The organism is Bergeyella anatis (assembly GCF_036016955.1).
Classification (GTDB): domain Bacteria; phylum Bacteroidota; class Bacteroidia; order Flavobacteriales; family Weeksellaceae; genus JAYWXI01.
In genome coordinates this window covers 30,817-56,677 of sequence record NZ_JAYWXI010000010.1, presented here as the reverse complement: position 1 = coordinate 56,677, position 25,861 = coordinate 30,817, and the positions used below count along the sequence as shown (strand labels likewise).

The window sequence follows — 25,861 nt, the reverse complement described above, 5'->3', positions numbered from 1 at the left end:
CATTTGGCTTTTTTTCGTAAATTTAACACTCTAAAAATCGAAATTTGTATGATGACATCAAAAGAGAAAGTGGCTGCCCTAAGGGAAGAAATGAGAGCTAATCATATCGACGCCTTCGTGGTTTTTTCCGCCGATCCGCACATGAGCGAATACCTGCCCTCCGAATGGAAAGAAAGAAGTTGGCTAACCGGTTTTACGGGATCGGCCGGTTTTGCTGTAGTCACCTTGGAACAAGCCGGACTTTGGACGGACGGACGTTATTTTATTCAGGCACCAAAAGAATTAAAAGGCTCCGATTTCGAACTGATGAAAATGGGCGTAGACGGTGTCCCCGACTATATTTCTTGGATGCTTTCTCAAATCCAGCCCGGAGGAACCGTTGCCGTCAATGCCATTGCAACCGCCAACAGCAACTGGGAAGAAATGCGCATCCGCCTGAGCGAGAAAAACATCAAACTGGTCGATTTACCTCTACTTAAAAACCTTTGGACTGAACGAGGAAAATCCGAAGTCAAAAATCCGATCTTCGTACATCCTCTCGAAAGAGCAGGCCAGTCCGTACAAGACAAACTAAAAGCCATTCGCGAAAAAATGGCCGCACAACAAGCCTCCCTTCATGTGATTTCCAGCCTTGATGACGTGGCTTGGACCCTAAACCTACGAGGCAGTGACGTCGAATGCAACCCTGTATTCTTAGGCTATATTGTGATTTCTACCGAAGAAGCCGTCCTTTTCGTCGATCAGGAAAAATTGAATGCCGAAGCGCAGCAACACCTAAAAGAAGCCGGCGTATTAGTAAAAGATTACGATACCTTTTTCGATTACCTAAAAGCCCAAAAGAACGAACGGGTTCTTCTGTCTCCTAACAGCAACCAGTCCGTCTTTTTTGCCTTAGAAGACAACACCATCCTCCACGGCGCCGTTCCAGGAAACCTGATGAAAGCCGTTAAAAACGAAACCGAACTCGAAGGTTTTCGCAAAGTAATGGTTCGCGACGGAGTGGCAATGGTAAAATTTCTATACTGGCTGAAACACAATGTCGGAAAAATCCCAATGACGGAATATTCGATCGGTCTCGAACTTGAAAAATTCCGAAGAGAGGGCGAAAACTTCGTAGGCGTAAGCTTTGGAAGCATCGTAGGCTACAACGGCAACGATGCCATCCCGCACTACTCGGCGGACAAAGAGAACAGCGAACCTGTAACCAATAAAGGCAGCATCCTTGTCGATTCCGGAGGGCAATACTTAGAAGGCACCACCGACATTACCCGTACCTTCCCCGTAGGAGAAGTCTCCGAACAATACCGTCACGACTCCACCAAAGTGCTTCAGGGGATGATTCGGTTGTCGATGGTAAAATTCCCCAAAGGCACCAAAGGCGTTCATCTTGACGCCATCGCTCGCCTCCCTCTATGGATGGAAGGCAAAGAATTCAACCATGGAGTCGGGCATGGGGTAGGCAGTTTTATGAACGTCCACGAAGGGCCTCAAAACATCCGAAAAGACCTAAACCCGCAAGATTTGATTCCGGGAATGGTGCTTTCCAACGAGCCCGGCCTCTATCTCGAAAATCAATACGGCATCCGACACGAAAACCTCGTAGCCGTCAAACCTTATAAAACCACCGATTTCGCAGAGTTTTACGAATTTGAAACTTTAACGATTTGCCCGTTTTTCAGGGAAGCCATCGTAAAAGAAATCCTCTCCGAAGAAGAAATCCAATGGCTCAATCAATACCACCAATGGGTAAAAGAAAAACTTGAACCACACTTGGAAGGGGAAGTTAAAGAATGGTTCCTGCAGTTGGTGCAGCCTCTCTAATCTCAAAAAAGGAAGGATTAATCCTTCCTTTTTTTCATCTTTTGCTTTAGCGTTTTTAAGCCTACAAAAAAAAGCATCCAAAATAATTCGGATGCTTTTTTATTTTGAAATCTTATCTTACTTCTTGAAAGGAGCATCTTTGATTCTCGCTTTCTTACCTCTAAGATCTCTGAAGTAGTAGATTCTTGCTCTTCTTACTTTACCTCTTCTATCCACCTCAATCTTCTGAAGCGCAGGCATATTGATTGGGAAAACCCTCTCAACCCCTACATCACCGCTCATTTTTCTGATGGTAAACGTCTTGGTTGCCCCTGTTCCTCTCAACTGAATCACGGTTCCTTTGAAGAACTGCGTTCTAGTTTTGTTACCTTCCTTAATTTCGTAGTACACAGTAATTGTGTCTCCGGCTTTGAATTCAGGGAATTCTTTTTTTGCAATGTACTTGTCTTGTACGTACTTTACTAAATCCATTAGTTAAAAAATAAAAAACATTAAAGCTAAACAACATTCACGGCTCTCGTCAGAGGTTGATTAACAGGCCGCAAAAATAAAACTTTTTTTCATTCGGACAAAACACCAACGCAAAAAATAAACTTTATTTTCTGATTTTTTTATCGTTCGGTACCCTATCCCTGAACGTAATCGTTTGCTAGAATATGATCAAGACAATACTCCGCCAAAGCCGTAATCGTAACGTAAGGATTAACCCCCAAACTCCCCGGAATCAGAGAGCCATCCGTCACATACAAATGCCGGTAGCCGCAAACCCTACCATAAAGATCCGTCGCCTTGCCCAAAACACAACCGCCCAACGGATGGTAGCAAATCGTCTCGTCCACCCCTCCTTTGGGCAACAAAACCGTATTATTGACATATTTATTATTAAACCATCCGGTCGAACCGTAAAGATTCATCTTCGATAAAAAATATTTCGCATTCGCCCGCATAGACAACGTATGCGACGTCCCCCACTCCAAACCGATGGCATCGTTCTTTACATCATACAACACCTGCCCCAACTTCTCCACCTTACTGACCACCAAATACAACGCCGTATAAGACCCCAAAACCGGCATCGGCGCAATCTCCGCAAAAAAAGGATACTCGGTGTCCGTAAAATTATCCAACCCGCGAACCGGCATCGTCGCCTGATGATTCCCCCGACTCTGATGACCAAGCACAAAAGCCGTATAGCGACTAGCCATCGTATTGCCATTATTCCCCCAATACTTGCCAACCTCTTCATTCAGATTCGAAAGCCCTCCCAACGCCTTGGAACGCAACAAAAGCTCCGTAGTCCCCAAACTACCCGCTCCCAAATAAAGATTTTCGCAAGTAAAACGCTTCTGAGCCACCGTTCTATTAAGCGTATCAATCTGCTTGACCGAAAGAGAAAAACCTCCGTCCTTCAAAGAAGTAATCTGCTCCACTTTATGTTGGGGAATAATAGTCACATTCCCCGTAGCCAAAGCCCGCTTCAGATAAGTTTTAGTTAAATCCCTCTTTCCGTGGTTATTCCCATAAATCACCTCCACATTGGTGGCCGAACGCGGAGCCCGCCCCGCAATTTCTTCCCTCATGTAATCGAAATCGTACAAATTAGGCACTTCCACCGGCGTAAAGCCTGCCGCCACCCCTTCTTCCACACCCAATCGGGCAAAAGTATACCACTCGCTCTGGTACACATCCTCGGGCACCATCCCCCGTCCCAAAGCAGCATTCGCCAAAGGAAAATAGTTAACATAAAGTTCTTCCAACGGAATATCAACCCCCACTTTCCGAAAAACCTCTTTCAGATACCCTTTGCGAGGCGTTACCGTCATTCCGCCATTAACCAAGGAACCTCCTCCCACGCCCTTGCCCAAGTAAACCTTGAGGTGTTCAAAATCCCGCCGTTCCAAAATCCCAGTAAAACGACTGAAATGATTAAGATTTCCTAACCCAATCGGCGCCTGGGAGGAATGATTCATCCAGGTGGATTCTTTCCCGGGCGAAGTCATTTTATAAAAACTAAAATCCGGATTCGCCAACTTATAACCTTCCCAATCCAACCCCATTTCAATCATAAGAACCCGATGCCCCGCCTTTGCCAAACGCTCCGCCGCCACCGCATTACCATACCCCGTCCCAACCAATATATTAGGAAAATGCCCTCCGTCCTTATAAACCGGAGCCAGCAGCTGTTGCCCGATCACAGAGCGTCCCAGCACAAGGCCAAACGTCGTGAGACCAAGCTTCGTCAAAAAAGTTCTTCTATCCATGAGTTTATTTTATTGAGGTATCCTTACTCCTTAAAGTCGGAAAGAATTCGCAAAAAAGAAAGAAAAAACCGTGCCTAAACCCACAAAAAAAAGCATTTTTCCACATTCTCAGCCCCCAAAACAGAACCAAGTGCTTACAACCGCTTCCTCACAAAAATTTCATACCCAAGATAAAACAAAGGCAAAGCCATAATCAGCAAATAAGCAGCATTACCATACACCACCAAAGGCAGCAGCCCCACAGCATACAACAATCCAAACAACGCTCCACCAAGGTGAGCCGCATGACCAATATGGTCATAGGGTTTAGGGTTAAGCATCATGTACACCGAATAACCGAAATACAACGCACCAAAAATATACCCCTTAATCGGAATGGGAATAAAAAACAAAAACAACTCCAAATGAGGAAAAACGGCAATTGCCGCAAACAAAACTCCAGAAACCCCACCGCTGGCACCAATTGCCGAATACCAGCCTTGATGCTTGTACAAATACAAAGAAAACAAATTACCCGCCACAATAGATCCAAAATACACCAAAAAAAAGCCCACAGCCCCAAATGCCCGAACCACAATAGGCCCGAAATAAAAAAGTGTAAGCATATTAAAAATCAGGTGCATCCAGTCGGCATGAAGAAACCCCGAAGAAATCAACCGCACATACTCCTTCTTATGCAAAATAGCATTGACGTTAAATTTATATCGCTCAAACAGGCTTCCATTCTGAAACCCCATAAAACTAGCAACCGCCGTCGCTGCAATAATCACGAGTAAAACCAAATCCATAAAATTCCTTTAGTAATCAATAATTCGCTTTTTCCTAAAAAACTATTCATCGCCAAAAAGCGATCCAATCGTTCCCCCATCTTCCTCTTCCGACAAGTCGTCCTCCGAAGAAAAAACTTCTTCTTCCTCTTCTTCCGGCTCCGGTAAAGTCAAATTAATCGTTTTAATTTTATTTTTAGTCAACTGGTTTCCTAACGCCTTAATCCCCTTCACAGCAATAAATTCATCCACATCCACCACTTCCGGCTCCCTCTCCTTGCCACTTTCTTTGGCAAAAACCAATTCTGCCGTAGATCCAGACGCCGTAGTCACCAACTCAATAAACGATTTAGGATGTTCCGAAGGCATGAACGTCTGAACATTACCCGTGGAATCGAACAAGAATCGCTTAATGTAATAAATCTGTTTCTCCCCATCGTAATAAATACAAGCCGCAGGCTGATCCGGCTTCCATTTTTCCAAAATCAAGTACTCGTCATCAAAACGATTGCTCAAATCAAAACCAACCAATCGGGCTTCCCCATTTTTGTTCACGGTAAGAATCTTATCGTCCCCCTTGAAGCTCCCCAAAAAAGTACCTCGGGCATCCACATTCAGGCGGCGAACCGTTTCATCAAACCATATTTTGCGGGGAGCCAACGTCGAAACCCCTTCCTCCTTCAAATCAATCTTTTTAACGGCATATTTCGTTACCAAATTCCCGCGGGAATTACGCCCCTTTATCGCCAGTTCGGAGAAATCTATCTCGATTTTGTTTTTGCGTATCCGTGCATTAGGCTTCAACAAAACGGTAACCGTCTCGGCCTCCCCATTAGGATTCGCCGAAAAATAAAGCACTTCCGAACCCTTTTTGTCGGACGCCAAAGGGTAATCCGTATTCCGCGTAATGGCCGTTACCGGAAAGCGCTTCATGTAATATGGCCCATCCTTCCCTTCCCGATAAATCATATTGTAAACCGTACGGGCATCCCCTTTCTTCCAAATACCAACATGAAGAATATTTTTGCCGATAAACGTCTTGGGTTCCACCTTGACCACCTTCATCGTCCCGTCTTTCTGGAACGTAATGATATCGTCAATATCCGAACAATCAAAAAGGTATTCGTCCTTCTTCATCGAAGTCCCAATGAAGCCCTCTTCTCTATTGACATAAAACTTCTCGTTTGCCACCGCCACTTTCGTCGCATCAATGGTGTCAAAAACCCGAATTTCGGTCTTCCGCTCTTTCCCCTTCCCGTATTTTTTCTGAATCGTGGAAAAATAATCGACCGCATAATCAATCAAATGCTCCAAATGGTGCTTGCAAGCCGCTATTTTCCCTTCCAAAGCCAAAATCGTCTCCTTAAATTTATCCAAATCGAAACGCGAAATTCGCTTAATCCGAATCTCCGTCAAACGAACAATGTCCTCCTCCGTCACTTCCCGCAAAAGATGCCCCGTATGAGGCTTCAGCCCCTCCCTAATGGTCACCAAAACCTCTTCCCAGGTTTTAACCTCCTCAATAGCGTGGTAAATTCTATTCTCAATGAAGATCCGTTCCAAAGAAGCAAAGTGCCAGTTCTCCTGCAATTCGTGCAACTCAATCTCCAACTCTTTCTTCAGTAAAGCCACCGTGTGATCGGTATTCATCTTCAAAATTTCCGACACCGAAAGAAACATCGGCTTATCCCCCACAATCACACAGGCATTGGGCGAAATGGAAACCTGACAATCCGTAAACGCATACAATGCATCAATCGTCTTATCCGGCGAAACATCATTATGCAAGTGAATAAGAATTTCCACCTGATCCGAAGTATTGTCCTCAATTTTCTTGATCTTTATCTTGCCCTTTTCGTTCGCCTTGATAATCGAATCTATCAAGTCCCCCGTCGTCTTAGAATAAGGCAGTTCGGTAATGCAAAGCTGGTGTTTATCCTTCTGAATAATCCGCGCCCTAGCCCGAACCTTTCCTCCGCGCTCCCCGTCGTTATATTCCGAAACGTCCAGCATCCCCGCCGTAAGAAAATCCGGAAATACCTGAAAAGACTTCCCTCTCAAATACTGAATCGAAGCCTGAATGAGTTCATTAAAATTGTGCGGAAGAATCTTCGTAGACAATCCCACCCCGATACCTTCCACCCCTTGCGCCAAAAGCAAAGGAAATTTAACCGGTAAATCAATCGGTTCGTTATTTCGCCCGTCATAAGACTTTGCCCATTCCGTCGTCTTAGGATTAAAAACCACTTCCAAGGCAAAAGGCGTCAACCGAGCCTCTATATACCTCGCCGCCGCCGCCGAGTCGCCGGTATAGATATTCCCCCAGTTCCCCTGCGTATCAATCAAAAGCTCCTTCTGACCAATCTGAACCATCGCATCGGTAATCGAAGCATCCCCATGAGGATGGTACTTCATCGTATTCCCCACAATGTTGGCCACCTTATTATAACGTCCGTCTTCCAACTCCCGCATGGAGTGCATGATCCTCCGCTGAACAGGCTTGAAACCGTCATAAACCGACGGAATAGCCCGATCCAGGATCACATAAGACGCATAATCCAAAAACCAATCGCGGTACAATCCGGATACTTTCTTTAAACTCTCTCCTCCGTTATGATATTCTTCTGTCATTAGGCTTGGTCCGTAGACGTATTTTGTTCTCTATTTTCTTTTACTATTTTGCTAAGCGAATATTTCAAATCGCCCAATTCCTTGACGGAAAGGTAAGATACATCGTATTTCAGTCGCACCCCATGAGCCTTTCGGCTAGAAAGCACAACATACAAGTGCCGAAAAAACACCCCGTCCACAACGGTATAATCCGCCAGTTTATACTTCGGAAATTCATCGCTGAGAGGACGCCACAAAGAAGGCCGAACGCTCCTGTTCTTAAAATTAAGAGCCTCTCCATCGCTGTCGTATTCAAAAATTTGACGACCGCGAAAATAAAAAATACTCCAAAGCAAAAACGGCACCGCAAGCAGCAGGTAACGACTCCATCCCGAAATCACCTCCCGAAACTCATTCAGCACAAACAAAGCCACCCCTGACGCCAAAACCATCAAAAGGACGGTATTGATAAAACCGTACGTTCCCGATTTACTGCGATTACTTAACCTCATCCCAAAAGACCTATGATTCTACCGATTCCAAACGTTCTTTTTTGTCGATTTCAGGATCTTCCACCACCAAATTCTCCAAAATAAAACTCTGACGATCCGGCGTATTTTTCCCCATATAAAATTCCAAAAGCTGATCAATCGTCTGATCCTTGCCAATCACCACCGGCTCCAAACGAATATCCTTACCGATAAAATGTTTGAATTCGTCCGGCGAAATCTCCCCAAGCCCTTTAAATCGGGTAATTTCAGGATTTTTCCCCAGTTCATTTAAGGCTTTTATCCTTTCGGCATCCGTATAGCAATAACGCGTCTCTTTCTTATTCCGAACTCTAAACAAAGGCGTCTGAAGAATATAAAGATGCCCATGCTTAATAAGATCCGGAAAAAACTGCAAAAAGAAAGTAATCATCAAAAGACGGATATGCATCCCATCCACATCGGCATCCGTAGCAATAATCACCTGGTTATAACGCAAATCCTCCAAAGAATCTTCGATATTGAGCGCCGCCTGAAGAAGGTTAAACTCCTCATTCTCATACACCACCCGCTTAGTCAAACCATAAGAGTTGAGCGGTTTCCCCCGCAAAGAAAATACCGCCTGGGTCTCCACATCCCTCGATTTGGTAATCGACCCCGAAGCCGAATCCCCCTCCGTGATGAAAATTTGGGATTCTGCCTTGCGCTCCGCTTTCTGATCGTTGTAATGCTGGCGGCAATCCCGAAGTTTTTTATTATGCAAAGACACCTTCTTGGCCCTCTCCCGAGCTAGCTTTTGAATACCAGAAAGCTCCTTCCGTTCCCTTTCCGAAACCAGAATTTTTTTCTGTACCGCTTCGGCTGTTTCAGGATTCTTGTGAAGAAAATTATCCAGTTCCTTTTTCAAGAAATTGGTCATAAAAGTCCGGATGGTCTCCTTCCCCGGCTCCATTTCGTTCGATCCGAGCTTGGTCTTGGTCTGGGATTCAAAAACCGGCTCAATAACCTTTACCGAAACCGCTGCAATAATGGATTTCCGAATATCCGCTGCCTCGTAATTCTTATTAAGGAACTCCCGAATGGTTTTCACATATGCTTCCTTAAACGCGTTCAGGTGCGTCCCTCCCTGGGTGGTATTCTGACCATTGACAAACGAAAAATACGTTTCGGACTGAGATTTATCGGAATGCGTAATGGCCACCTCCACGTCCTCGTCCTTCAAATGAATAATCGGATATAAAATTTCCCCTTCAATTTCTTCCTGCAGAAGATCCTTAAGCCCGTTCTCCGAATAATACGTCTCGCCGTTAAAAGTAATTTTCAACCCCGGATTGAGATACACGTAATTGCGAAGCATCCGCGAAATATACTCCTTCCGGAATCTGAAATTAGGAAAAATCTCCACATCCGGAATAAACGTAATTTCCGTACCGTTACGCTCATCAGTTTCGGTTTCCTCATGGTTTTCGCTAATTAACCCCTTGGAAAATTCCGCCATTTTCACGCGACCTTCCCTAACCGATTTCACTTTAAAATAGCTGGAAAGGGCATTCACCGCTTTGGTTCCCACCCCATTAAGCCCCACCGTTTTTACGAAAGCCTTGGAGTCGTACTTCCCTCCGGTATTCATCTTGGAAACCGCATCCACCACCTTCCCCAAAGGAATCCCACGCCCGTAATCCCGAATCGCAACCTTCCCTTCGTCCAGCTTAATCTCGATGCGCTTTCCGGCCTTCATGGCAAACTCGTCAATAGAGTTATCTATAATCTCCTTCAGAAGAATATAAATCCCGTCATCCGCCGAAGAACCATCCCCCAACTTACCAATATACATCCCCGGCCGTTGGCGAATATGCTCCTGCCAATCAAGCGTCCGTATGTTATCCTCCGTGTATTGAACCGTTTTGTTTTCGCTCATATCAACCTTAAATTCGTCCCAAAAAGAGACAACTCACAAATATAAGCATTTGCCGTATTTTAAAGCTTATTTTGTGGAAAATTCGGTTCAAAAACCCAAAAGCCTCATCAAAAAATCACCGCTAAAACCCACCCCGCCCTCCTTAACGATTGAGGGATTTTTCATACTTTTGATAAAATTTACGCATGAAGCAAAACGAAATAAACCAACCATTCCGAGAGAGTTCCTCCACGAGTACTCCCGAAAATGCCCTGATGAAAATCGCCTACCTCGGCCCAGACGGATCCTTCACCTCCCTCGCCACCAAAGAAATCTTCCCCAATGAATGCTTACTCCCTTGCCGGACGATAAGCGAGTGCTTTACCGCCGTAAGCGAAGCCAAAGCCGAAAAAGCCGTCATTCCTTTGGAAAACTCCATCGAAGGCACCGTAACCATGACCTTGGACGAACTTTACAACCACGAAGACCTCTTCATCAAATGCGAACTCGTCATGCCCATCGCCCACCATCTTATGGTGCACCCCCAACACGATACCTTTGAAAAAATATATTCCCATCCCCAAGCATTAGCCCAGACCTTTCGCTTTCGGGAAAAACACTACCCCCTTGTTCCAACACAGGAATTCAGCTCCACATCCGCCTCCGCCCAAAGGGTCGCACAGCACCCCGACGAGCCTTGGGCTGCCATTGCCAACGCCCACGCCGCAAAACTTTACGGTCTGAAAATCCTGCACGAAAACATTCAGGATATGGAACAAAACCACACCAAATTCATCGTTATCGGAAAGAAAAAAAACCGACTGACCCTCCCGTTAAAAAACACCGGCGAAAAAACCTCCCTGCTCGTAACCCTTCCCGACGACCGCTCGGGAGGACTACACCAAGTGCTTTCCGTTTTTGCCTGGCGAAAAATGAATTTGTCGAAAATTGAAAGCCGAACCCTAAAAACAGGCCTCGGAAATTATTTTTTCTTCATCAACGTAGCCACCCCATGGCATCCCGTGCTTTCCGAAAACGCCCTGCAGGAACTAAGAGCCCTAGGAGCTTCCGTGAAGTTTCTAGGCCACTACGACGAATACCTCATCACCTCTCCCCTCTAAAAACAAAACCGGATTCCGTTAATCGGAATCCGGTCGTTTCTATAATTCCTTACGGAGCCTCGCCACAGGAATATTGAGCTGCTCCCGGTATTTCGCAATCGTTCGGCGCGCAATGTTATACCCTTTTTCCTTCAGAATCCCTACCAACGCATCATCGGTATAAGGTTTCTTTTTATTCTCCTTGCCAATGGCTTCCTGAAGATACGTTTTAATCTCGCGAGTAGAAACCTCCTCGCCATCGTCATTGGTAAGCGAATCCGAAAACAAGTCTTTCAAATAAACAATGCCATTAGGCGTATCGGCATACTTGCTTTTAACCACCCTCGAAATCGTGGAAATATCAAAACCCGTAATATCCGCCACATCCTTTAAAATCATAGGTTTCAACGACTTGTCATCTCCGGTAAGAAAATAATCCTTCTGCAACTTCACAATCGCCGTAATCGTCTGAAGCAAAGTGTTTTGCCGCTGGTTAATCGCATCAATATACCACTTGGCCGCATCGAGCTTCTGCTTAATGAAAAGCGCCGCCTGTTTATGCTCCTGAGAATTTTTGTCATGCGAATACGTAGAAAGAATTTCTTTATACTCCTCCGAAACACGAAGTGTAGGCGCATTTTTGCTGTTAAGCTGAGGAATAACATCGAATTTCCCTTTCTGAGTTTCCTTAACCGTAATAACAAAATCCGGAATAATCTCCTGATTAATCGTAATGGTCTGGGTATCAAAATTTCCTCCCACCCTAGGAGATAATTTGGCAACTTCATCCAAAGCCGCTTTAAGATCTTCTTCTTCCACATCGTACTTCTGCATGATCTTATTGTAATGCTTATTGGTAAGCGCATCAAACTGATTCCTAAGAATATCCGCCGCCAAACTAACAGCCTTATCCGCCGAAATCTTCTTTTCAATCTGAAGCAATAAACACTCCTGAAGATCGCGCGCCCCTACCCCGGCAGGATCCAACTTCTGAACGTAGTTCTCCAAAACCCCTTCCACTTTTTCCTTGGTGGTATAAATCCCTTGGGAAAAAGCCATATCGTCCACAATGGATTTGATCTCACGCCTCAAATAACCGTCCGTATCCAAATTACCAATAAGGTATTCTGCAATCTTCAGGTCTTCTTCCTCCATATTCACCATACGGATCTGCTCGATTAAATAATCGTAAAGCGTCTGCCCCTCCGTAAGCAAGCCCTCGTTATCGAACTCCTCATCGTCCGGCGAATAATTACTGCTTGCCGTTTTATAAGAAGGTTCATCATCGAAAAGGTACTCCTCCACATCAAAATCGGTCTCAATACTCTCCGAGCCTTCATCCTCGTATTCGTTTCCTAAATCTTCGTAGGACTCGTCCGCTTTAGAATCCTCCGAAACCCTCTCCAAAGCAGGATTTTCTTCCAATTCACGCTCCAACTCCTCCTCAAACTCCAATGTATGCAACTGGATGAGTTTCATCAACTGAATTTGCTGCGGAGCCAGTTTTTGACCAAGTTTGAGTTGTAAGTTTTGTTTCAACATATTTTTTTGAGGGTATTTAAGGGTATTAGTCGGCTGTTTTTTTAATTGCTCTCTCTTTTATTAAAACTCGGCATTTTTGGGGGTTCTCGGGAACGGAATCACATCGCGGATATTGGTCATCCCCGTTACAAAAAGAACCAAACGCTCCAACCCCAAACCAAAGCCCGCATGAGGCACAGAACCAAACTTACGGGTGTCAAGATACCACCACAACTCCTTTTGATCCACATGCATCTCGTCCATTTTTTGCTTCAAAACCTCCAAACGTTCTTCCCTTTGGGAACCGCCAATAATCTCCCCAATCCCTGGAAACAGCACATCCATAGCCGCCACAGTTTTCCCATCTTCATTCAAACGCATATAGAAAGCCTTGATTTCCTTAGGATAATCAAACAAAACCACCGGTGTTTCAAAGTGTTTTTCCACCAAGTAACGCTCGTGTTCGCTCTGCAAATCCGTTCCCCAATGCTCCACCGGAAACTGGAATTTCCCCTTTTTATTCTCCTTGGAGTTCATCAAAATCTCAATGGCTTCGCTGTAAGAAACCCGCTTGAAGCGCTTTTTAACGACATTCTCCAACTTCTCAATCAACCCTTCTTTAGCCCGGTCTTTTTCCGGTTTCTGCTTCTGTTCCTCCGCAAAACGCTTATCCAAAAAGGCCAAATCGTCCTTACAGTGATCCAAAACATACTGAATGACGTACTTAAGAAAATCTTCCGCCAAATCAATATTATCCTCCAGATTATTAAAAGCCACCTCCGGCTCCACCATCCAAAATTCCGCAAGATGCCGCGTCGTATTACTATTCTCCGCACGGAACGTCGGCCCGAACGTATAAACACGCCCTAACCCCATCGCTGCCGTCTCGGCTTCCAACTGCCCCGAAACCGTAAGGCTGGTTTTCTTTCCAAAAAAATCCTGAGAAAAATCTACCGCACCATCCTCGGTTCGAGGAACCGCCTGAAGATCAAAATTCGTCACACCAAACATTTCGCCCGCCCCCTCGGCATCCGCTCCTGTTATAATAGGCGTATTGATATAAAAAAATTGGTTTTGGTTAAAAAACTGATGAATCGCAAAACTCACCGCACTACGCACCCGAAAAACCGCCCCAAAAAGATTGGTCCGAAAACGCAAATGCGCCTGCTCCCTGAGTTTTTCAAGCGTGTGTTTTTTGGGTTGCAAAATGGTACTCTGCATCTCCTCGAAGAAATGATCGCCCAAAATCTCGATTTTCTTCGCCACAATTTCCACCGACTGCCCCGCCCCCTGACTCTCCACCACTTCCCCAACCACCTTGAGGGAAGAGGCCGTATGAATAGCTTTAACCAAAGCCTCATCAAACTTCTCAAAATCCACAACAACCTGCAAGTTATTAATCGTCGAACCGTCGTTAAGCGCAATAAACCGATTCGAACGAAAAGCCCGAACCCATCCCTGCACGGTAATATCATGATGAAGAATCTTCTTGTAATCTCCTAAAATGTCTTTTACTGTTCTCTTTTCCATTACTAAACATCTGTAAGGTGCAAATGTAAACAAAAATGGCGTAATTTTTGTTTCCTACACCATGGTTTTTAATCGTATTTCCGCCGAAGGTAATGCAAAAAGCGCCAAGATTTCCTGGTACGGAGGTAATCCATCGACGCTTCGTTAGCATAGGCCTCCCGCTCGAAACCAATCGAGAGATAGGCTTCATGCGTATTCCCCAAACGGAAATACCAATAACAAAATTCAATGACGTACCACAAATAAAAAAATACCAACAAAAGCTCCAACTGCTGACGCAAGTGGATTTTCTCATGGTTGAGAAGCACCCGATCCGAACGATCCGAAGCCTTCCCCAAAAGAATAAAAGGGAAAAGCGTAATTCCACGGATTTTCGTATTTTTGAGGAGCCTTCGGCACGTGATAATAATCATAAGGACAAAATTAAACATTATTCCTTAGCTGAAAATTTAACCTATGGAACATTCTGCCATCAAAATAAACGAAGACTTTTACTACAATGAAGCCGGGTATAAAGTCTTCACCGAAAAATACCATCTGAAACGCGGCTACTGCTGCAAAAGCGGATGCAAACACTGCCCCTATGGCTATGATAAAAAAACAGACCGATTCGTAAAACAACCTCAACAAAAAAATAGTAGCGTTATGAAAAAATACCTTTTTATCCTTCTTGCCGGCACTCTGGCTTTAGGCTCATGCAGCCCTTTCCAAGTGCGTTCCGACTATGCGCAAACCGCCAACTTCAACCAATACAAAACGTACAAGCTCCGCATTGACGATCTCAAACTCAACGACATCGACAAAGACCGCGTGCTTAACGAACTCTCCCGCCAACTGCAATCCAAAGGGTTAACCGTAGGAGAAAATCCGGACCTTATCGTCAACGTGAAGGCCAGTCATAAGAAAATCACCGACATCCAATCCACAAACCCTTACGGCGGCATGTGGGGATGGGGAGGCCCTTGGGGGTGGGGATTCGGCATGAACCGGACCTGGACCAACAACTACAATAGCGGTTCTTTAATCATCGATCTTATCGATGGTAAAACCCAAAAATTGGTTTGGCAAGGCATCGGAGACGGCATCTCTGTCGACTCGCCAAGAGCCAAACAAAAACAAATCCCCCAAATCGTTAGCGAAATCATGGCGAATTATCCGCCTCAAAGAAAATAACCGATTTCAACCCATCAACTTTTCCGCTCCCGATCCTTCCGGAGCGGATTTTTTTTAACCTTTTTTATGAGTCTTTTAAGATTTTTAAACAGAAGCATGGTCGGATTTTTGATGGATTATTACCAACCAAAAATCAATTACTATGGATATTATCATCAATACAGACAACCAAGTCGAATTCACTCAAAAAGACAAGGATTTTTACAGAGAAGAATTGCAAAACAACCTGAAAAGGTTCGAAGAATACCTAACCCGCTATGAAGTTTTCTTCTCTGACGAAAGCAGCAACAAAGATACGCCCGGAGATCAAAAATGCGTAATCGAAGCCCGAATAAAAGGCCGAAACCCCGAACGGGTATCGCATAACGCCTCCGAAAGAAAAGCCGCTTTTGACGGAGCCGTAAGCAAAATGAGAACCGTTCTAGACCGCGTGGTAGCACAAATGCGCCCTTACTAACTTTTAACCCATTTCACATCTATATATAAAAACCGACGGATGCATAAAGCATCCGTCGGTTTTTTTTCATCCGTTAAAAGCATCAATTAACGCTCCCCCTCCCGAGGCAAAACCTCTACAATCGGCTGCCCGATGTTTCCACTAGGGTTTTCTATTTTCAAAATCTGAGCCACCGTAGGAGCAATATCCGTCATATGGTAAGGCTTCGCACTCTCGCCCGACTTCACTCCTTTCCCCATAAATATCAAAGGAATATGAGCATCATAGGAATTCCAAACCCCGTGCGTCGTTCCCTTTTTAGCATAATCCGGAAGAAGCCCGTCGTGAGACACCACCTGAATATCACCACTACGCTGCCAATTATAGCCGTTAATAATTCTGGACTTAATCGGCTCGGGAATCGGTGCAGAACCTACATTTTTCAGATCCACCGCATAAAGCACCCGAGGATCCTTATTAAGATAGCCAATAAGATAATCCTTCACCGCCTTCTCGTCCAAACTATTCTCCCTGATAAGGTCGTAATTAAGATAAATCTGATAGTTATCAATCGCCAAAATCAACCGGTCATTATCAAATTTCGCTTTCAGTTCCGCCTCTAAGTTCTTCTGCAAACCATCGCCGAAAAAGCCCGTCACCATCTTATTCGCCTGCATATACCCTTCCGCATTAGCCGCCCCATGATCCGCCGTCAAAAACACCAAATAATTGCCTTTGCCCACCTGACGATCCAACTTAGCAAAAAAGCCCTCCAAATCCTTATCCAAACGAAGATAAGTATCCTGAATCTCCACAGAATTCGGACCAAAAGCATGCCCCACATAGTCGGTAGACGCAATATTAATCGCCAGAAAATCAGTATCGGTATTGCGCCCAAGGTTATATCCGTCAATTGCCGCCTCCGCCATCTTAAGCGTCAACGTATTCCCGAAAGGCGTCGTACGGATCAACCCCTTTTTAGCTTCATAATCCGCCGCTAAATTCTTGTAAGGAAACGTAGGCGTCTTGGCACTACCCAAAAGACTCTCCCAAGGCACGTCATCCGCCGTACTCTCCGTATATTCTTTAAGAGGTTTCAAAGTTTCCCATCCTTTAGCCACCAGCTTCTTCCCCCAATTTTCTTCATTAAACTTCTTCAACCACTGCGGCAACTCTTCCATATAATAAGTACTGGTTATAAAATGCCCCGAACCTTCATCAAACCAAAACGCCCCCGTAGGATTATGCCCCGCAGGCAGAATGGACGCCCGATCCTTAAGGGACACCCCAACCACTCGCGAACGAAAATTGGTCGCCATCCTCAACTGATCGGTAATCGTTGTACTCCAAAGGTTTCTCGGCGAGTGAGCCCCGATTTTCTCCGAAGTCGCCCCTACGCCTTTCACCGAAGTATCGGTCGTACAGTAAACGTCTTTCCCCGTCATGCGATCCGTCCAATTATTCCCCGCAATGCCATGAATCGAAGGCACCGATCCCGTATAAACCGCCGTATGCCCTAAAGCCGTCACCGTAGGCACATAATCAATCATGACGTTATTGAGGTTATACCCCTCGTTCAACAGACGTTTAAAACCACCCTGACCGTAATGATTCTCGTAACGGTAAAGAAAATCCCACCGCATCTGATCCACCACAATCCCCACAACCAAAGCCGGACGATCCGGATGAATATTCTTATGACGCTGCTGAGCCGAAACCGAAACCGAAGCCAACAAAGCCAAGCCTAAAAACTGAATTTTTCTAAACATTATTCTCTTTTTTTACAAATTTACTACAAATCCCCGTTCGTCCCCCCGAATGTAAACAATTATTAACCTAAAAAAGACTCCGGATACCTCCGAAGTCTTAGTCTATCATTCAAGCGTCAAGCTGAAAACAGCCAAATTAAAATTTCAAATCGCCGTTAACCTCCCTTACCGCATTAGCGGCCGCTTCAAATTTCGCTTTCTCTTCAGCCGTAAGTTCAATCTCAACGATTTTCTCCACCCCGTTTCTTCCGATGATCGCCGGAACCCCAAGGCAAATGTCCTTCTGCCCGTACTCTCCGTCAAGCATCAAAGAACAAGGAATCATCTTCTTCTGATCGCAAGCAATCGCCTGAACAATCACCGATACCGCAGCCCCTGGAGCATACCAAGCCGATGTCCCCAAAAGCTTAGTCAACGTCGCCCCGCCCACTTTGGTCTCTTCAATAACATAATTCTGCTTCTCCTCGCTTAGAAAAGCCGTTACCGGAACTCCATTTCTCGTCGCCTTGCTCAAGAGCGGAAGCATCCCCGTATCCGAGTGCGCCGCAATCACCATCCCATCCACATCGGAAATCGGAGCCTCCAAAGCCTCAGCCAAACGGTACTTAAAACGTGCGCTATCCAATGCGCCTCCCATTCCTATAATCCGGTTTTTAGGAAGCCCAGACGCCTTATGAACCAAATAAGCCATCGTATCCATCGGATTGGATACCACCACGATAATCACATTAGGGGAATGCTTCACCAAGTTTTCGGTCACTTCCTTCACAATACCCGCATTGATGCCGATTAACTCCTCCCGAGTCATCCCCGGTTTTCTCGGAATCCCCGAGGTAATCACCGCCACATCCGAACCAGCCGTCTTGCTGTAATCCCCCGTCGTCCCCGTAATTTTGGTATCGAAGCCGTTAAGGGAAGCCGTCTGCATCAAATCCATAGCCTTACCCTCGGCAAAGCCTTCCTTGATGTCAACCAAAACCACCTCCGAACAGAAGTTTTTCATTGCGATGTACTCCGCACAAGACGCCCCTACGGCTCCTGCACCTACCACTGTAACTTTCATATCGTTTTTTTTAATTGTTTAAATAAATCAAACCTAAATATCGGTCTCCAAATTTACTAATTATCCCTCTTTTTTCAAAGCAAATCCAAGAGAGATTCTTTTTTCCATAAAGCCCCCCCTCAAAAGCCCCCTACTTTTCTTCCTCAAAATAAAGACGGTAGTATTTCCCCTTCTCGTCCTGACCCGTTTCGATCATCCGACGGTCGCCATGCACGTAAATATGAAAATTTTTATCCAGCTTAATCACCGATTTAAAATGCCGCTGCTGCTTCTTGACCGCCGCCTCGTTAATCGGAAACTCCTCCGAAATCGAAACCTGCATATCTTGCTCGTAATCGGTCTTGAAGTTAAGAAAACTCTCTATCACACTCTGATCTTCCAACACCTCATTGGTGAATTCCTGAAAATCAAACTGCTCCTTTTCCTTGAAAAAATTAAGCGATCGGTTCAGAAAATCCGCCTGATCCGCCTTGGAAACCTCAAACTCCGTAGGAAGCTGCTTGGTGATGTAATCCTTATAGACCGCCAGCGTCTCCTGCGTGTGAAAGTAATCGTCATTGCGCTGCCGAACCTTCAAAAAATCTTCAAACCAATAGTACAAATCACCGTTCTTATTATTGTCCACCACAGAAAGCACATACCCGTCCTCCCGGCTGTTATTGTAGATAATCGCCCCCTTGTCCAACTTGCCCAATCCGATACCGTAATCTTTCTCCAGCTCGTAATCGTCGTCTTCCCGAGGGTGAATCTTCAAAAAAGATTCCCGACGTTCGGTCTTGAAAAGCCCAATCGAATCAATCTTACCGCCTTCCGTCTCTTCCCCTTCAAAATAAACCACAAACAACTCCCCGCCCTGAACCCTCGGATTTTCCGCCACCGAGTAAAGGTGTTTGGCAATATTCTCGCTCTCGAACACAAAACGATCCTTATCCTCGAAAATCTCCGTCACCGAACTGTACACAGGATTATTCACCAAATAAGAATCACTGTAAAACTGAAAATGCTCCTCCGACTTAAACGCCGAAAGAAAAAAAGACTCCAGCATCTCCTTCATTTCCTCTTCCAAACGAAGCTCGTGCTGGGAAAGAAAAAGATTCTCGTTGTGGACCTTATTGCCCACCTTGTGCACTATAATTTTTGAAAACATTTTATATTTTTTTCCGGGCGCTAAGATAGGCTTTTGACAAAATACCCCCCAAAACAAATCTCCGAATCCCGCTTTAAAAACCAGCCGCCAAACCACCTAACTTCCTAGTTTAAAACCTTATAAATTTCAGAAAACCCCTCCAGGCCCGGCCATTTTCTATTCTGCGAATAAAAACGTATTTTTGTGGGAGTTAGTTTTTACACAATAAAATTACAATATCTATGTCAAAAGCCATTTCGCAGGTTCCTTTCGCCGTAAACGAGCCTGTAAGATCTTACGAACCGGGATCGCCAGAGGTTAAATCCCTAATCGACACCTACAAGAAAATGTGGAAAGAGCAAGTTGAAATCCCAATGGTCATCGGAGGAAAAAACATCACCACCGATGAGAAGGTAAATCTTTACTCGCCACAGGATCATCAACACAACCTTGGTTTCTACCACAAAGGAACCATGCAGCACGTGGAAGACGCCATTAATGCCGCCCTGCAAGCCAAAGCCAAATGGAACGCTTTGGGATGGGAGCAAAGAGCCGCCATCTTCCTTAAAGCCGCCGACCTGATCGCAGGCCCGTACCGCGACAAACTAAATGCCGCCACGATGATCGCCCAGTCCAAAAACGTTCATCAAGCGGAAATTGATTCGGCTTGCGAATTCATCGATTTCTTGAGATTCAACGTCGAATTCATGACAGAAATGTACGCCGAACAACCCGTTTCCGACAACGGCATTTGGAACCGCTCCGAATACCGCCCATTGGAAGGTTTTTGTTTCGCCGTAACCCCGTTTAATTTTACCGCCATCTCCGGAAACCTTCCTTCCTGCATGGCCATGCTAGGGAACGTCGTGGTATGGAAACCTTCCGACAAGCAAATCTACTCCGCCCACGTCATCATGGAAGTCTTCAAAGAAGCCGGACTACCCGACGGAGTCATCAACATGGTATTCAGCGACGGTAAAGCCACCGCAGAAAAAATTCTCTCCCACCCTGATTTTGCAGGATTGCACTTCACCGGTTCTACCGCCGTTTTCCAAAATATGTGGAAAATGATCGGAGACAACATCCACAACTACAAATCCTACCCAAGAATCGTAGGCGAAACCGGAGGAAAAGATTTTGTAATGGTGCATCCGTCCGCCAACGCCCAAGCCGTAGCAACCGCCTTAGTGAGAGGAGCCTTTGAATACCAAGGGCAAAAATGTTCTGCCGCTTCCAGAGCCTACGTTCCAAAATCCCTTTGGAGCGAGGTGAAAAAAGTTATGGAAACCCAATTAAACTCCATTAAAATAGGTTCACCGGAGGATCCGTCCAATTTCGTTAATGCCGTTATCGACCAAAATTCTTTCGAAAAGTGTAAAGGCTACATCGAAAGAGCCCAAGCCTCCAATGAAGCCAACGTTATTTTTGGCGGTACCTGCGACGGCCAAAAAGGATGGTTCGTACATCCTACCGTCATCGAAACCTCCAATCCTAAATACGAAAGCATGTGCGAGGAAATCTTCGGCCCTGTACTAACCGTGTACGTCTACGAAGACCAAGCCTGGGAGGAAACATTAAAACTGGTAGACGAAACTTCACCCTACTCCCTCACCGGATCCATCTTCGCCCAAGACCGTTACGCGATTGACCAAGCCTACAAAGCCTTGGAAAACGCCGCCGGAAACTTTTACATCAACGACAAACCAACCGGAGCCGTCGTTGGCCAACAGCCTTTCGGAGGAGGAAGAGCATCCGGAACCAACGACAAAGCCGGTTCTAAAATGAACCTTCTTCGTTGGGTGTCTGTACGCTCCATTAAAGAAACCTTTGTTTCTCCAAAAGACTACAAATACCCTTATTTGGGCTAATTCCATCACAAAGACTCCGCAAAACCTCTGCGGAGTCTTTTAAAATAAAGTAACATCGTGCAGCGTTGTTATTTTAATAAACCGTAAAAATACATTTACTCTTTAAAAAATTAAAGTTTTAAACAATCATGAAAAAATATCTATTATTTCCCGTGTTAGCCGTTGCTCTTACCGCTTGCGACCGAAACAACGACATCGTGTCTCCAACAGAAAACATCCCCATTCTCCCCGTTAAAATTGCCTATAGCCAAGGAAACCTTAACGATACCGCCATCATGACCTACGATGGAAACAAGTTGAAAGAAATCCGCAGGGAGGAAGGCAGTACCGTCTTAACCTTTGAATACACCGGCAACCTCATCTCCAAAATCACCGAAAAAGGCGAGGATAAACTAACCGTTACCTCCTTCGAGTACACCAACGGGAAATTAGCCAAAGTATCTTCAAAAGGAAACGAAAACGACGGAGAGTACCTCACAGAGTACAATACCCTTTACAACTATAATGGCGACGGTACCATCACCGCCAACCAAACCGAAACAACCTCTTCCAACGGTTACACCAACACCAAAAACATAACCTTCCGCTACACCCTAACAAACGGACAAACCACCCAGTGCACCAAAACCATAGTCTCCGAGTACAATACTTTTTACGAAACCAACACCTTCACTTACGACACTCAAAATAGCATTTTCAAAAATGTAGCCGGCTTCAATGAAATCTCTTTTGCCCTGCTGGAAGAATTAGGAGACAGCTTTTCATCAACGGCCAACAATTTCGCCAGCATTGTTTCCACCAGCTCAAGCGGAAGCACCTATGAATCCAAATACGAGTACACCTACAATGCCAGCGGCTATCCGACCAAGCTTGACCTCACCTTCACTTATAGCTACCTCGGATCCCCTTCGGGTACCCCCACTACCAGTACCCATACCATCACCTACAACAAATAAAAGTGGAACATACAAAAACCGCCCGGCATCTTCGTTTGCCGGGCGGTTTTTTGTTTCCCCCTTACATTTCAATAATATCCCTTCCCGAAAATTTTCAGTCCTCCCGATACTTTCCCCGAATCGCCCGCATAAGCGTTGTAACTCCTTTGTATAAAAAGAAGAAAAAACCTATAACCGAAAAGATTAAATACCGCAGATTACCCACCGCTCCATTCCAAATGGCAATTATAAATCCCAACAAAGCCAATGTCATAAGAAAATAAGCCGACGCATATAAATATCCCGTAGCGTTTTCCTGCCGAAACTCCCCTCCAAAAGCCTCAAAAACACGATCCAAAATCTCATCCGCCATTTCCGGAGCCACCTTCCGCACATCCGAAGTCAAATTCTCACGAATAAATTCCCTTTTCGTCCCTGACTTGACCGCTTGGTAAACATAATCGAAGTTTTTCTCTGAAACCCCTTTCCGAAGCATCTCCGCTTTCAAGGAGGTCATTTTCTTGTTCATATCATCACTTTTTACTTATTCTTTATTTTTAGTAAACAGCCCTCAAATTACACCCAACCCTTCAAATCATTTGAAAAACCAACTAAAACCGATCGTTCTCCAACCCCTTAACCCCATAGCCACCGTTTCCCACTGAAAATAAAACTCTAACCCTCCGCTCGATTCGTTTTCTTTAAGCACCATCGGTCAATAAAATGCCCTAAAACCAAACCCATCCGAATATTATTTCAATTTCATCTTTTGTACAGACTCGGACTCCGCCTTAACGCGAACTTTAAAATCCGCTTTGCGAACCGTCAGCTCAAACGTATAATTCGACGTGTGGCTCCTCGTAAAATGATTAACAATGTCGTACTCCAACACCCCCGAGCCGTGCCCATTATTGGACTCCAACGTAAGATCAGGAAGATCGGAATTCAAAATAAAATCGGTCTTAATATCAAAAAACGCAATGGTTCCCTTAACCGACTTCAACGTATACTTGATATTGATGACAAACGACAGCGTCCCCATCCCACCCAACGGAATAGCCATAGGAACGTTTTGCTCGAAGGCCTCCCCAATCTTCAGCGGCTGGTCCGGGAAATTAATCTTCTGAGTCAGCTCTTCAATATAGGTTTTAAGAAATTGTTTAGTCGCCTCATCCAAACGACTGTTCTGAATCGAGTCCACTCGCATCTCGTTTCCGTTTTCAAGCGAACCATAAAACCGCATCCCCTCCAATGCATCCCGTACACGATCCTCTCTCACCTCTCCAATGGACTGGCTTTTTTCCACTTTCTTGTAAGTCGTCACAAAAGGAAGGCTATTCCCCTCCTGACTTTTGGTCTCCATTTCCGACAAAGCCAAAATCGAAGACTCCCCCACCATCGGAAGCTCTACCCCCTTGCTCTTCAAAGCTTTCATAAAGGCCTCATCCCCCTCAAAATCCATATAAAACTTCGAACGAACCCCAAATTCGACCTCGTACGTTGTATTCGGAAGATACCGAGTCTTAAACACGATTGCCTCCTGAGCCCCCAGCCCCAAAGACATTATCATAAAAACCCAAATAAATACTTTATGCTTCATCGCTATAATAAGGTTTAGCCGTCTTAATCCACCCAAAAACGGCAGACGATTTTCTCCCACAAGATAAGAATTTTACTAACACCCAAACAAATCTAACCGCCCATCCGCACAAGCCCCAAAACAGCAGCCTCTAAAACCTTTGAAACAAAGAAAAATAAAGCACTTAGCTTCGCAATCCCCCCCCTAAAAAAGAGCCTCCAACAGAAGCAGATTCTGACAAGACCGGCCCGCCCTAAGCCCCGTTTTTAATTCTCAATCCAAAAGCTCGCAATAAAAAAGCCCAAACCAATCCACATAAGTGAAAATCCAACAATGAGAGCCAATGTATTGAATACCGGCCCCGGTAAAACCGTCCAAGCTAAACCATTGCATACGAACCCCACCACAAAACTCAATAAGGAAAAAGTAAATCCTTTAGTTTTAGTCAGTCTCATTCTCCGATAATTAAAGAAGCCTTCAGTAAGCCCCGATTTTATTGGATCAACCTATGGTCAATTTCCCGAATGACATACGTTTTGGCAAATTTATCATGCCACGTCAAACATTTATCATTGCCCAAAGCCGATAAATACCCGATATTGAAAGCCATAGCCGATAAAATCTTCATGGCGTTTCGAGAGAGGGCTTGTTTGAATGTTAACCGCTGAAAATTATGGTCAACGACTTTTATTTTCGTAACAATCTTACCCGGCGTTCCCTGAAATTTAGAAGACTCAAAAAGACTTCTGTAAAAGAGACCCGCCAATGGAATCCCTACGAAATAGGAAAAAACAAGAAGCAAAAAAGAAGAAAAAGACAACTCAGAAGAATCTGTATTTAATAAACCTATAACCTTCGGAATAATGAAAAGCATGATAAGCACTAAAAACAGCCCATCAATCAATAATGCTCCTAATCTAATCCCAAAATTCGCAAATTCATAACTCTTCTTTACTTCCATAATGCAACTTTTTTCATAACACAATCCCATTTAATTAAAAGGATTCCCATCTTATCGTGAAATAAAACCATCATCTTTTCTATCCGCTAAATTACAAAATAATAGTAGAATAAATAATAAGTCGATGAAACACCGGTATAACAGCAACTTTTTCCCATTAAAAAAGGATTATAAACAAAATTTAACCTGTAAAAATTTGCCTGTAAAAAAATATTTCTATATTGGCAAAGTCAAAATTAACGTTTAATCCTTTAATAATTTTAACTATGAAAAAAATTGTTTTAGTAGCCTTGGTTATGGCATTTGGTTTTGCATCAGCAACCCCCAAATCTACATTGGATTTTACAAAAAAGAAATTGGAAATTGAAGAGCAGTCTACCAAGGTAGATAATCGTATGGAAAAGCAAGCTAAATCTGATGGCATTTTAGACACTTGCTATGGTAGGGTTTGTAAAACTGTTTCTATCGAAGGAGCTGTACGATATTTTGGAAACAAGCCGTTCTTACTTCGCGTTTTAAAAGTATAGCAGAGGAAGTTTTAAAGAACTGTTAGTAATTATTTTATTGTGTAAAATTTGGAGGAAACGACAACCAAAAACGTAACATCAAAAAAACAATTAATCTTTAGCCAAGAAAAAGTTCTCAACTCGGTTAAATAAAACTGAGAACACGTTTTTTATTATTATGAAAAAGAGAATTTTAATAGCAATATTTGGACTACTTTCACTAGGTACAATTATGTCATTTGAAAGTACAGTTGACAACTCAACTTCTACATCTGAAACAACTTCTGGTAGAAAATTTTGGGGTTGGAGTGATTGGAATTGTTCTGGTAATGAATATCTTACTTGTTGTACAAGAACTCATTATATTTTATGGATGGAAAACGCTTATGATGTTCAATGCCATTAAATATAGAATAGGGGGGCTTATGCCTCTCTATTTTTAAATATTAT

At 44.3% G+C, this 25,861-nt stretch carries 24 protein-coding genes and 1 pseudogene; 9 read left to right on the top strand and 16 right to left on the bottom strand.

What is annotated here, in order from left to right:
* The first annotated feature begins 51 nt into the window (after positions 1-51).
* Complete coding sequence (locus VQ048_RS08495; protein WP_327611315.1) at positions 52-1,821, top strand: aminopeptidase P family protein; 1,770 nt, start codon at positions 52-54, stop codon at positions 1,819-1,821.
* A gap of 117 nt (positions 1,822-1,938) precedes the next feature.
* Here VQ048_RS08495 and rplS read toward each other — a convergent pair whose 3' ends face one another.
* The 6 genes from rplS to VQ048_RS08465 all read right to left on the bottom strand — a co-directional run bounded on the left by rplS (position 1,939) and on the right by VQ048_RS08465 (position 9,865).
* Positions 1,939-2,292, bottom strand: coding sequence for a 50S ribosomal protein L19 (gene rplS / locus VQ048_RS08490; RefSeq protein ID WP_327611259.1), 354 nt, complete (start codon positions 2,290-2,292; stop codon positions 1,939-1,941).
* Positions 2,293-2,447: 155 nt separating this feature from the next.
* Positions 2,448-4,082: a GMC oxidoreductase gene (locus VQ048_RS08485; RefSeq protein WP_327611258.1), complete on the bottom strand. Its 1,635-nt coding sequence runs from the start codon at positions 4,080-4,082 to the stop codon at positions 2,448-2,450.
* Between the two features lie 134 nt (positions 4,083-4,216).
* Entirely contained in the window at positions 4,217-4,870 is a 654-nt protein-coding gene (locus VQ048_RS08480) for a rhomboid family intramembrane serine protease (protein WP_327611257.1), read from the bottom strand.
* Between the two features lie 42 nt (positions 4,871-4,912).
* Positions 4,913-7,480, bottom strand: a complete 2,568-nt coding sequence (locus tag VQ048_RS08475) for a DNA gyrase/topoisomerase IV subunit A (protein ID WP_327611256.1) — start codon at positions 7,478-7,480, stop codon at positions 4,913-4,915.
* Positions 7,480-7,971 carry a hypothetical protein gene (locus tag VQ048_RS08470; protein WP_327611255.1) on the bottom strand — a complete coding sequence of 164 codons (492 nt, stop codon included), beginning with the start codon at positions 7,969-7,971 and terminating at the stop codon, positions 7,480-7,482. Before VQ048_RS08470 ends, VQ048_RS08475 begins: the two co-directional genes overlap by 1 nt.
* A 10-nt stretch (positions 7,972-7,981) precedes the next feature.
* Entirely contained in the window at positions 7,982-9,865 is a 1,884-nt protein-coding gene (locus VQ048_RS08465) for a DNA topoisomerase IV subunit B (protein WP_327611254.1), read from the bottom strand.
* 254 nt (positions 9,866-10,119) lie between these two features.
* Here VQ048_RS08465 and pheA point away from each other — a divergent pair, with 254 nt between their 5' ends.
* Positions 10,120-10,965 (top strand): prephenate dehydratase, encoded by an 846-nt coding sequence (gene pheA / locus VQ048_RS08460; protein WP_327611314.1) that lies wholly within the window; start codon positions 10,120-10,122, stop codon positions 10,963-10,965.
* Between the two features lie 39 nt (positions 10,966-11,004).
* Here the strand turns inward: pheA and rpoN are convergent, their stop codons facing one another.
* From rpoN to VQ048_RS08445, 3 genes are all read right to left on the bottom strand, one after another.
* On the bottom strand, positions 11,005-12,486 hold the full coding sequence (gene rpoN, locus VQ048_RS08455) for an RNA polymerase factor sigma-54 (protein WP_327611253.1): 1,482 nt from the start codon (positions 12,484-12,486) through the stop codon (positions 11,005-11,007).
* A 60-nt stretch (positions 12,487-12,546) separates the two neighbouring features.
* Positions 12,547-13,995 (bottom strand): asparagine--tRNA ligase, encoded by a 1,449-nt coding sequence (gene asnS, locus VQ048_RS08450; RefSeq protein WP_327611252.1) that lies wholly within the window; start codon positions 13,993-13,995, stop codon positions 12,547-12,549.
* Between the two features lie 68 nt (positions 13,996-14,063).
* Positions 14,064-14,405: a hypothetical protein gene (locus VQ048_RS08445; RefSeq protein WP_327611313.1), complete on the bottom strand. Its 342-nt coding sequence runs from the start codon at positions 14,403-14,405 to the stop codon at positions 14,064-14,066.
* Between the two features lie 46 nt (positions 14,406-14,451).
* On the opposite strand from VQ048_RS08445, the pseudogene VQ048_RS08440 reads away from it, so the two are divergent.
* The 3 genes and pseudogenes from VQ048_RS08440 to VQ048_RS08430 all read left to right on the top strand — a co-directional run.
* Positions 14,452-14,577: pseudogene (locus VQ048_RS08440) on the top strand (DUF5522 domain-containing protein); the annotation flags it as partial.
* A 63-nt stretch (positions 14,578-14,640) separates the two neighbouring features.
* Entirely contained in the window at positions 14,641-15,168 is a 528-nt protein-coding gene (locus tag VQ048_RS08435; RefSeq protein WP_327611312.1) for a DUF4136 domain-containing protein, read from the top strand.
* A 142-nt stretch (positions 15,169-15,310) separates the two neighbouring features.
* A complete protein-coding gene (locus VQ048_RS08430) occupies positions 15,311-15,625 on the top strand; it encodes an HPF/RaiA family ribosome-associated protein (protein WP_327611251.1) in 315 nt (104 codons plus the stop codon).
* Between the two features lie 86 nt (positions 15,626-15,711).
* Here the strand turns inward: VQ048_RS08430 and pafA are convergent, their stop codons facing one another.
* The 3 genes from pafA to VQ048_RS08415 all read right to left on the bottom strand — a co-directional run bounded on the left by pafA (position 15,712) and on the right by VQ048_RS08415 (position 19,583).
* Complete coding sequence (pafA, locus tag VQ048_RS08425; RefSeq protein WP_327611250.1) at positions 15,712-17,373, bottom strand: alkaline phosphatase PafA; 1,662 nt, start codon at positions 17,371-17,373, stop codon at positions 15,712-15,714.
* 136 nt (positions 17,374-17,509) lie between these two features.
* The gene (locus VQ048_RS08420; protein ID WP_327611249.1) at positions 17,510-18,436 is read right to left on the bottom strand and encodes a malate dehydrogenase; all 927 of its coding nucleotides are present in this window, start codon (positions 18,434-18,436) and stop codon (positions 17,510-17,512) included.
* 130 nt (positions 18,437-18,566) lie between these two features.
* Entirely contained in the window at positions 18,567-19,583 is a 1,017-nt protein-coding gene (locus tag VQ048_RS08415) for a nucleoid-associated protein (RefSeq protein ID WP_327611248.1), read from the bottom strand.
* 221 nt (positions 19,584-19,804) lie between these two features.
* Here VQ048_RS08415 and pruA point away from each other — a divergent pair, with 221 nt between their 5' ends.
* Together pruA and VQ048_RS08405 are read left to right on the top strand one after the other, a co-directional pair.
* On the top strand, positions 19,805-21,430 hold the full coding sequence (pruA, locus tag VQ048_RS08410; protein WP_327611247.1) for an L-glutamate gamma-semialdehyde dehydrogenase: 1,626 nt from the start codon (positions 19,805-19,807) through the stop codon (positions 21,428-21,430).
* 128 nt (positions 21,431-21,558) lie between these two features.
* Complete coding sequence (locus VQ048_RS08405; RefSeq protein WP_327611246.1) at positions 21,559-22,386, top strand: hypothetical protein; 828 nt, start codon at positions 21,559-21,561, stop codon at positions 22,384-22,386.
* A 94-nt stretch (positions 22,387-22,480) separates the two neighbouring features.
* Here VQ048_RS08405 and VQ048_RS08400 read toward each other — a convergent pair whose 3' ends face one another.
* From VQ048_RS08400 to VQ048_RS08385, 4 genes are all read right to left on the bottom strand, one after another.
* Positions 22,481-22,894: a hypothetical protein gene (locus VQ048_RS08400; protein WP_327611245.1), complete on the bottom strand. Its 414-nt coding sequence runs from the start codon at positions 22,892-22,894 to the stop codon at positions 22,481-22,483.
* A 222-nt stretch (positions 22,895-23,116) separates the two neighbouring features.
* A complete protein-coding gene (locus VQ048_RS08395) occupies positions 23,117-24,025 on the bottom strand; it encodes a hypothetical protein (protein ID WP_327611244.1) in 909 nt (302 codons plus the stop codon).
* Between the two features lie 185 nt (positions 24,026-24,210).
* A complete protein-coding gene (locus VQ048_RS08390) occupies positions 24,211-24,399 on the bottom strand; it encodes a hypothetical protein (RefSeq protein WP_327611243.1) in 189 nt (62 codons plus the stop codon).
* A gap of 38 nt (positions 24,400-24,437) precedes the next feature.
* Entirely contained in the window at positions 24,438-24,905 is a 468-nt protein-coding gene (locus tag VQ048_RS08385; protein ID WP_327611242.1) for an RDD family protein, read from the bottom strand.
* Positions 24,906-25,171: 266 nt separating this feature from the next.
* On the opposite strand from VQ048_RS08385, the gene VQ048_RS08380 reads away from it, so the two are divergent.
* The gene (locus VQ048_RS08380) at positions 25,172-25,432 is read left to right on the top strand and encodes a hypothetical protein (protein WP_327611241.1); all 261 of its coding nucleotides are present in this window, start codon (positions 25,172-25,174) and stop codon (positions 25,430-25,432) included.
* 157 nt (positions 25,433-25,589) lie between these two features.
* On the top strand, positions 25,590-25,817 hold the full coding sequence (locus tag VQ048_RS08375) for a hypothetical protein (protein ID WP_327611240.1): 228 nt from the start codon (positions 25,590-25,592) through the stop codon (positions 25,815-25,817).
* The last annotated feature ends 44 nt before the right edge of the window (positions 25,818-25,861 follow it).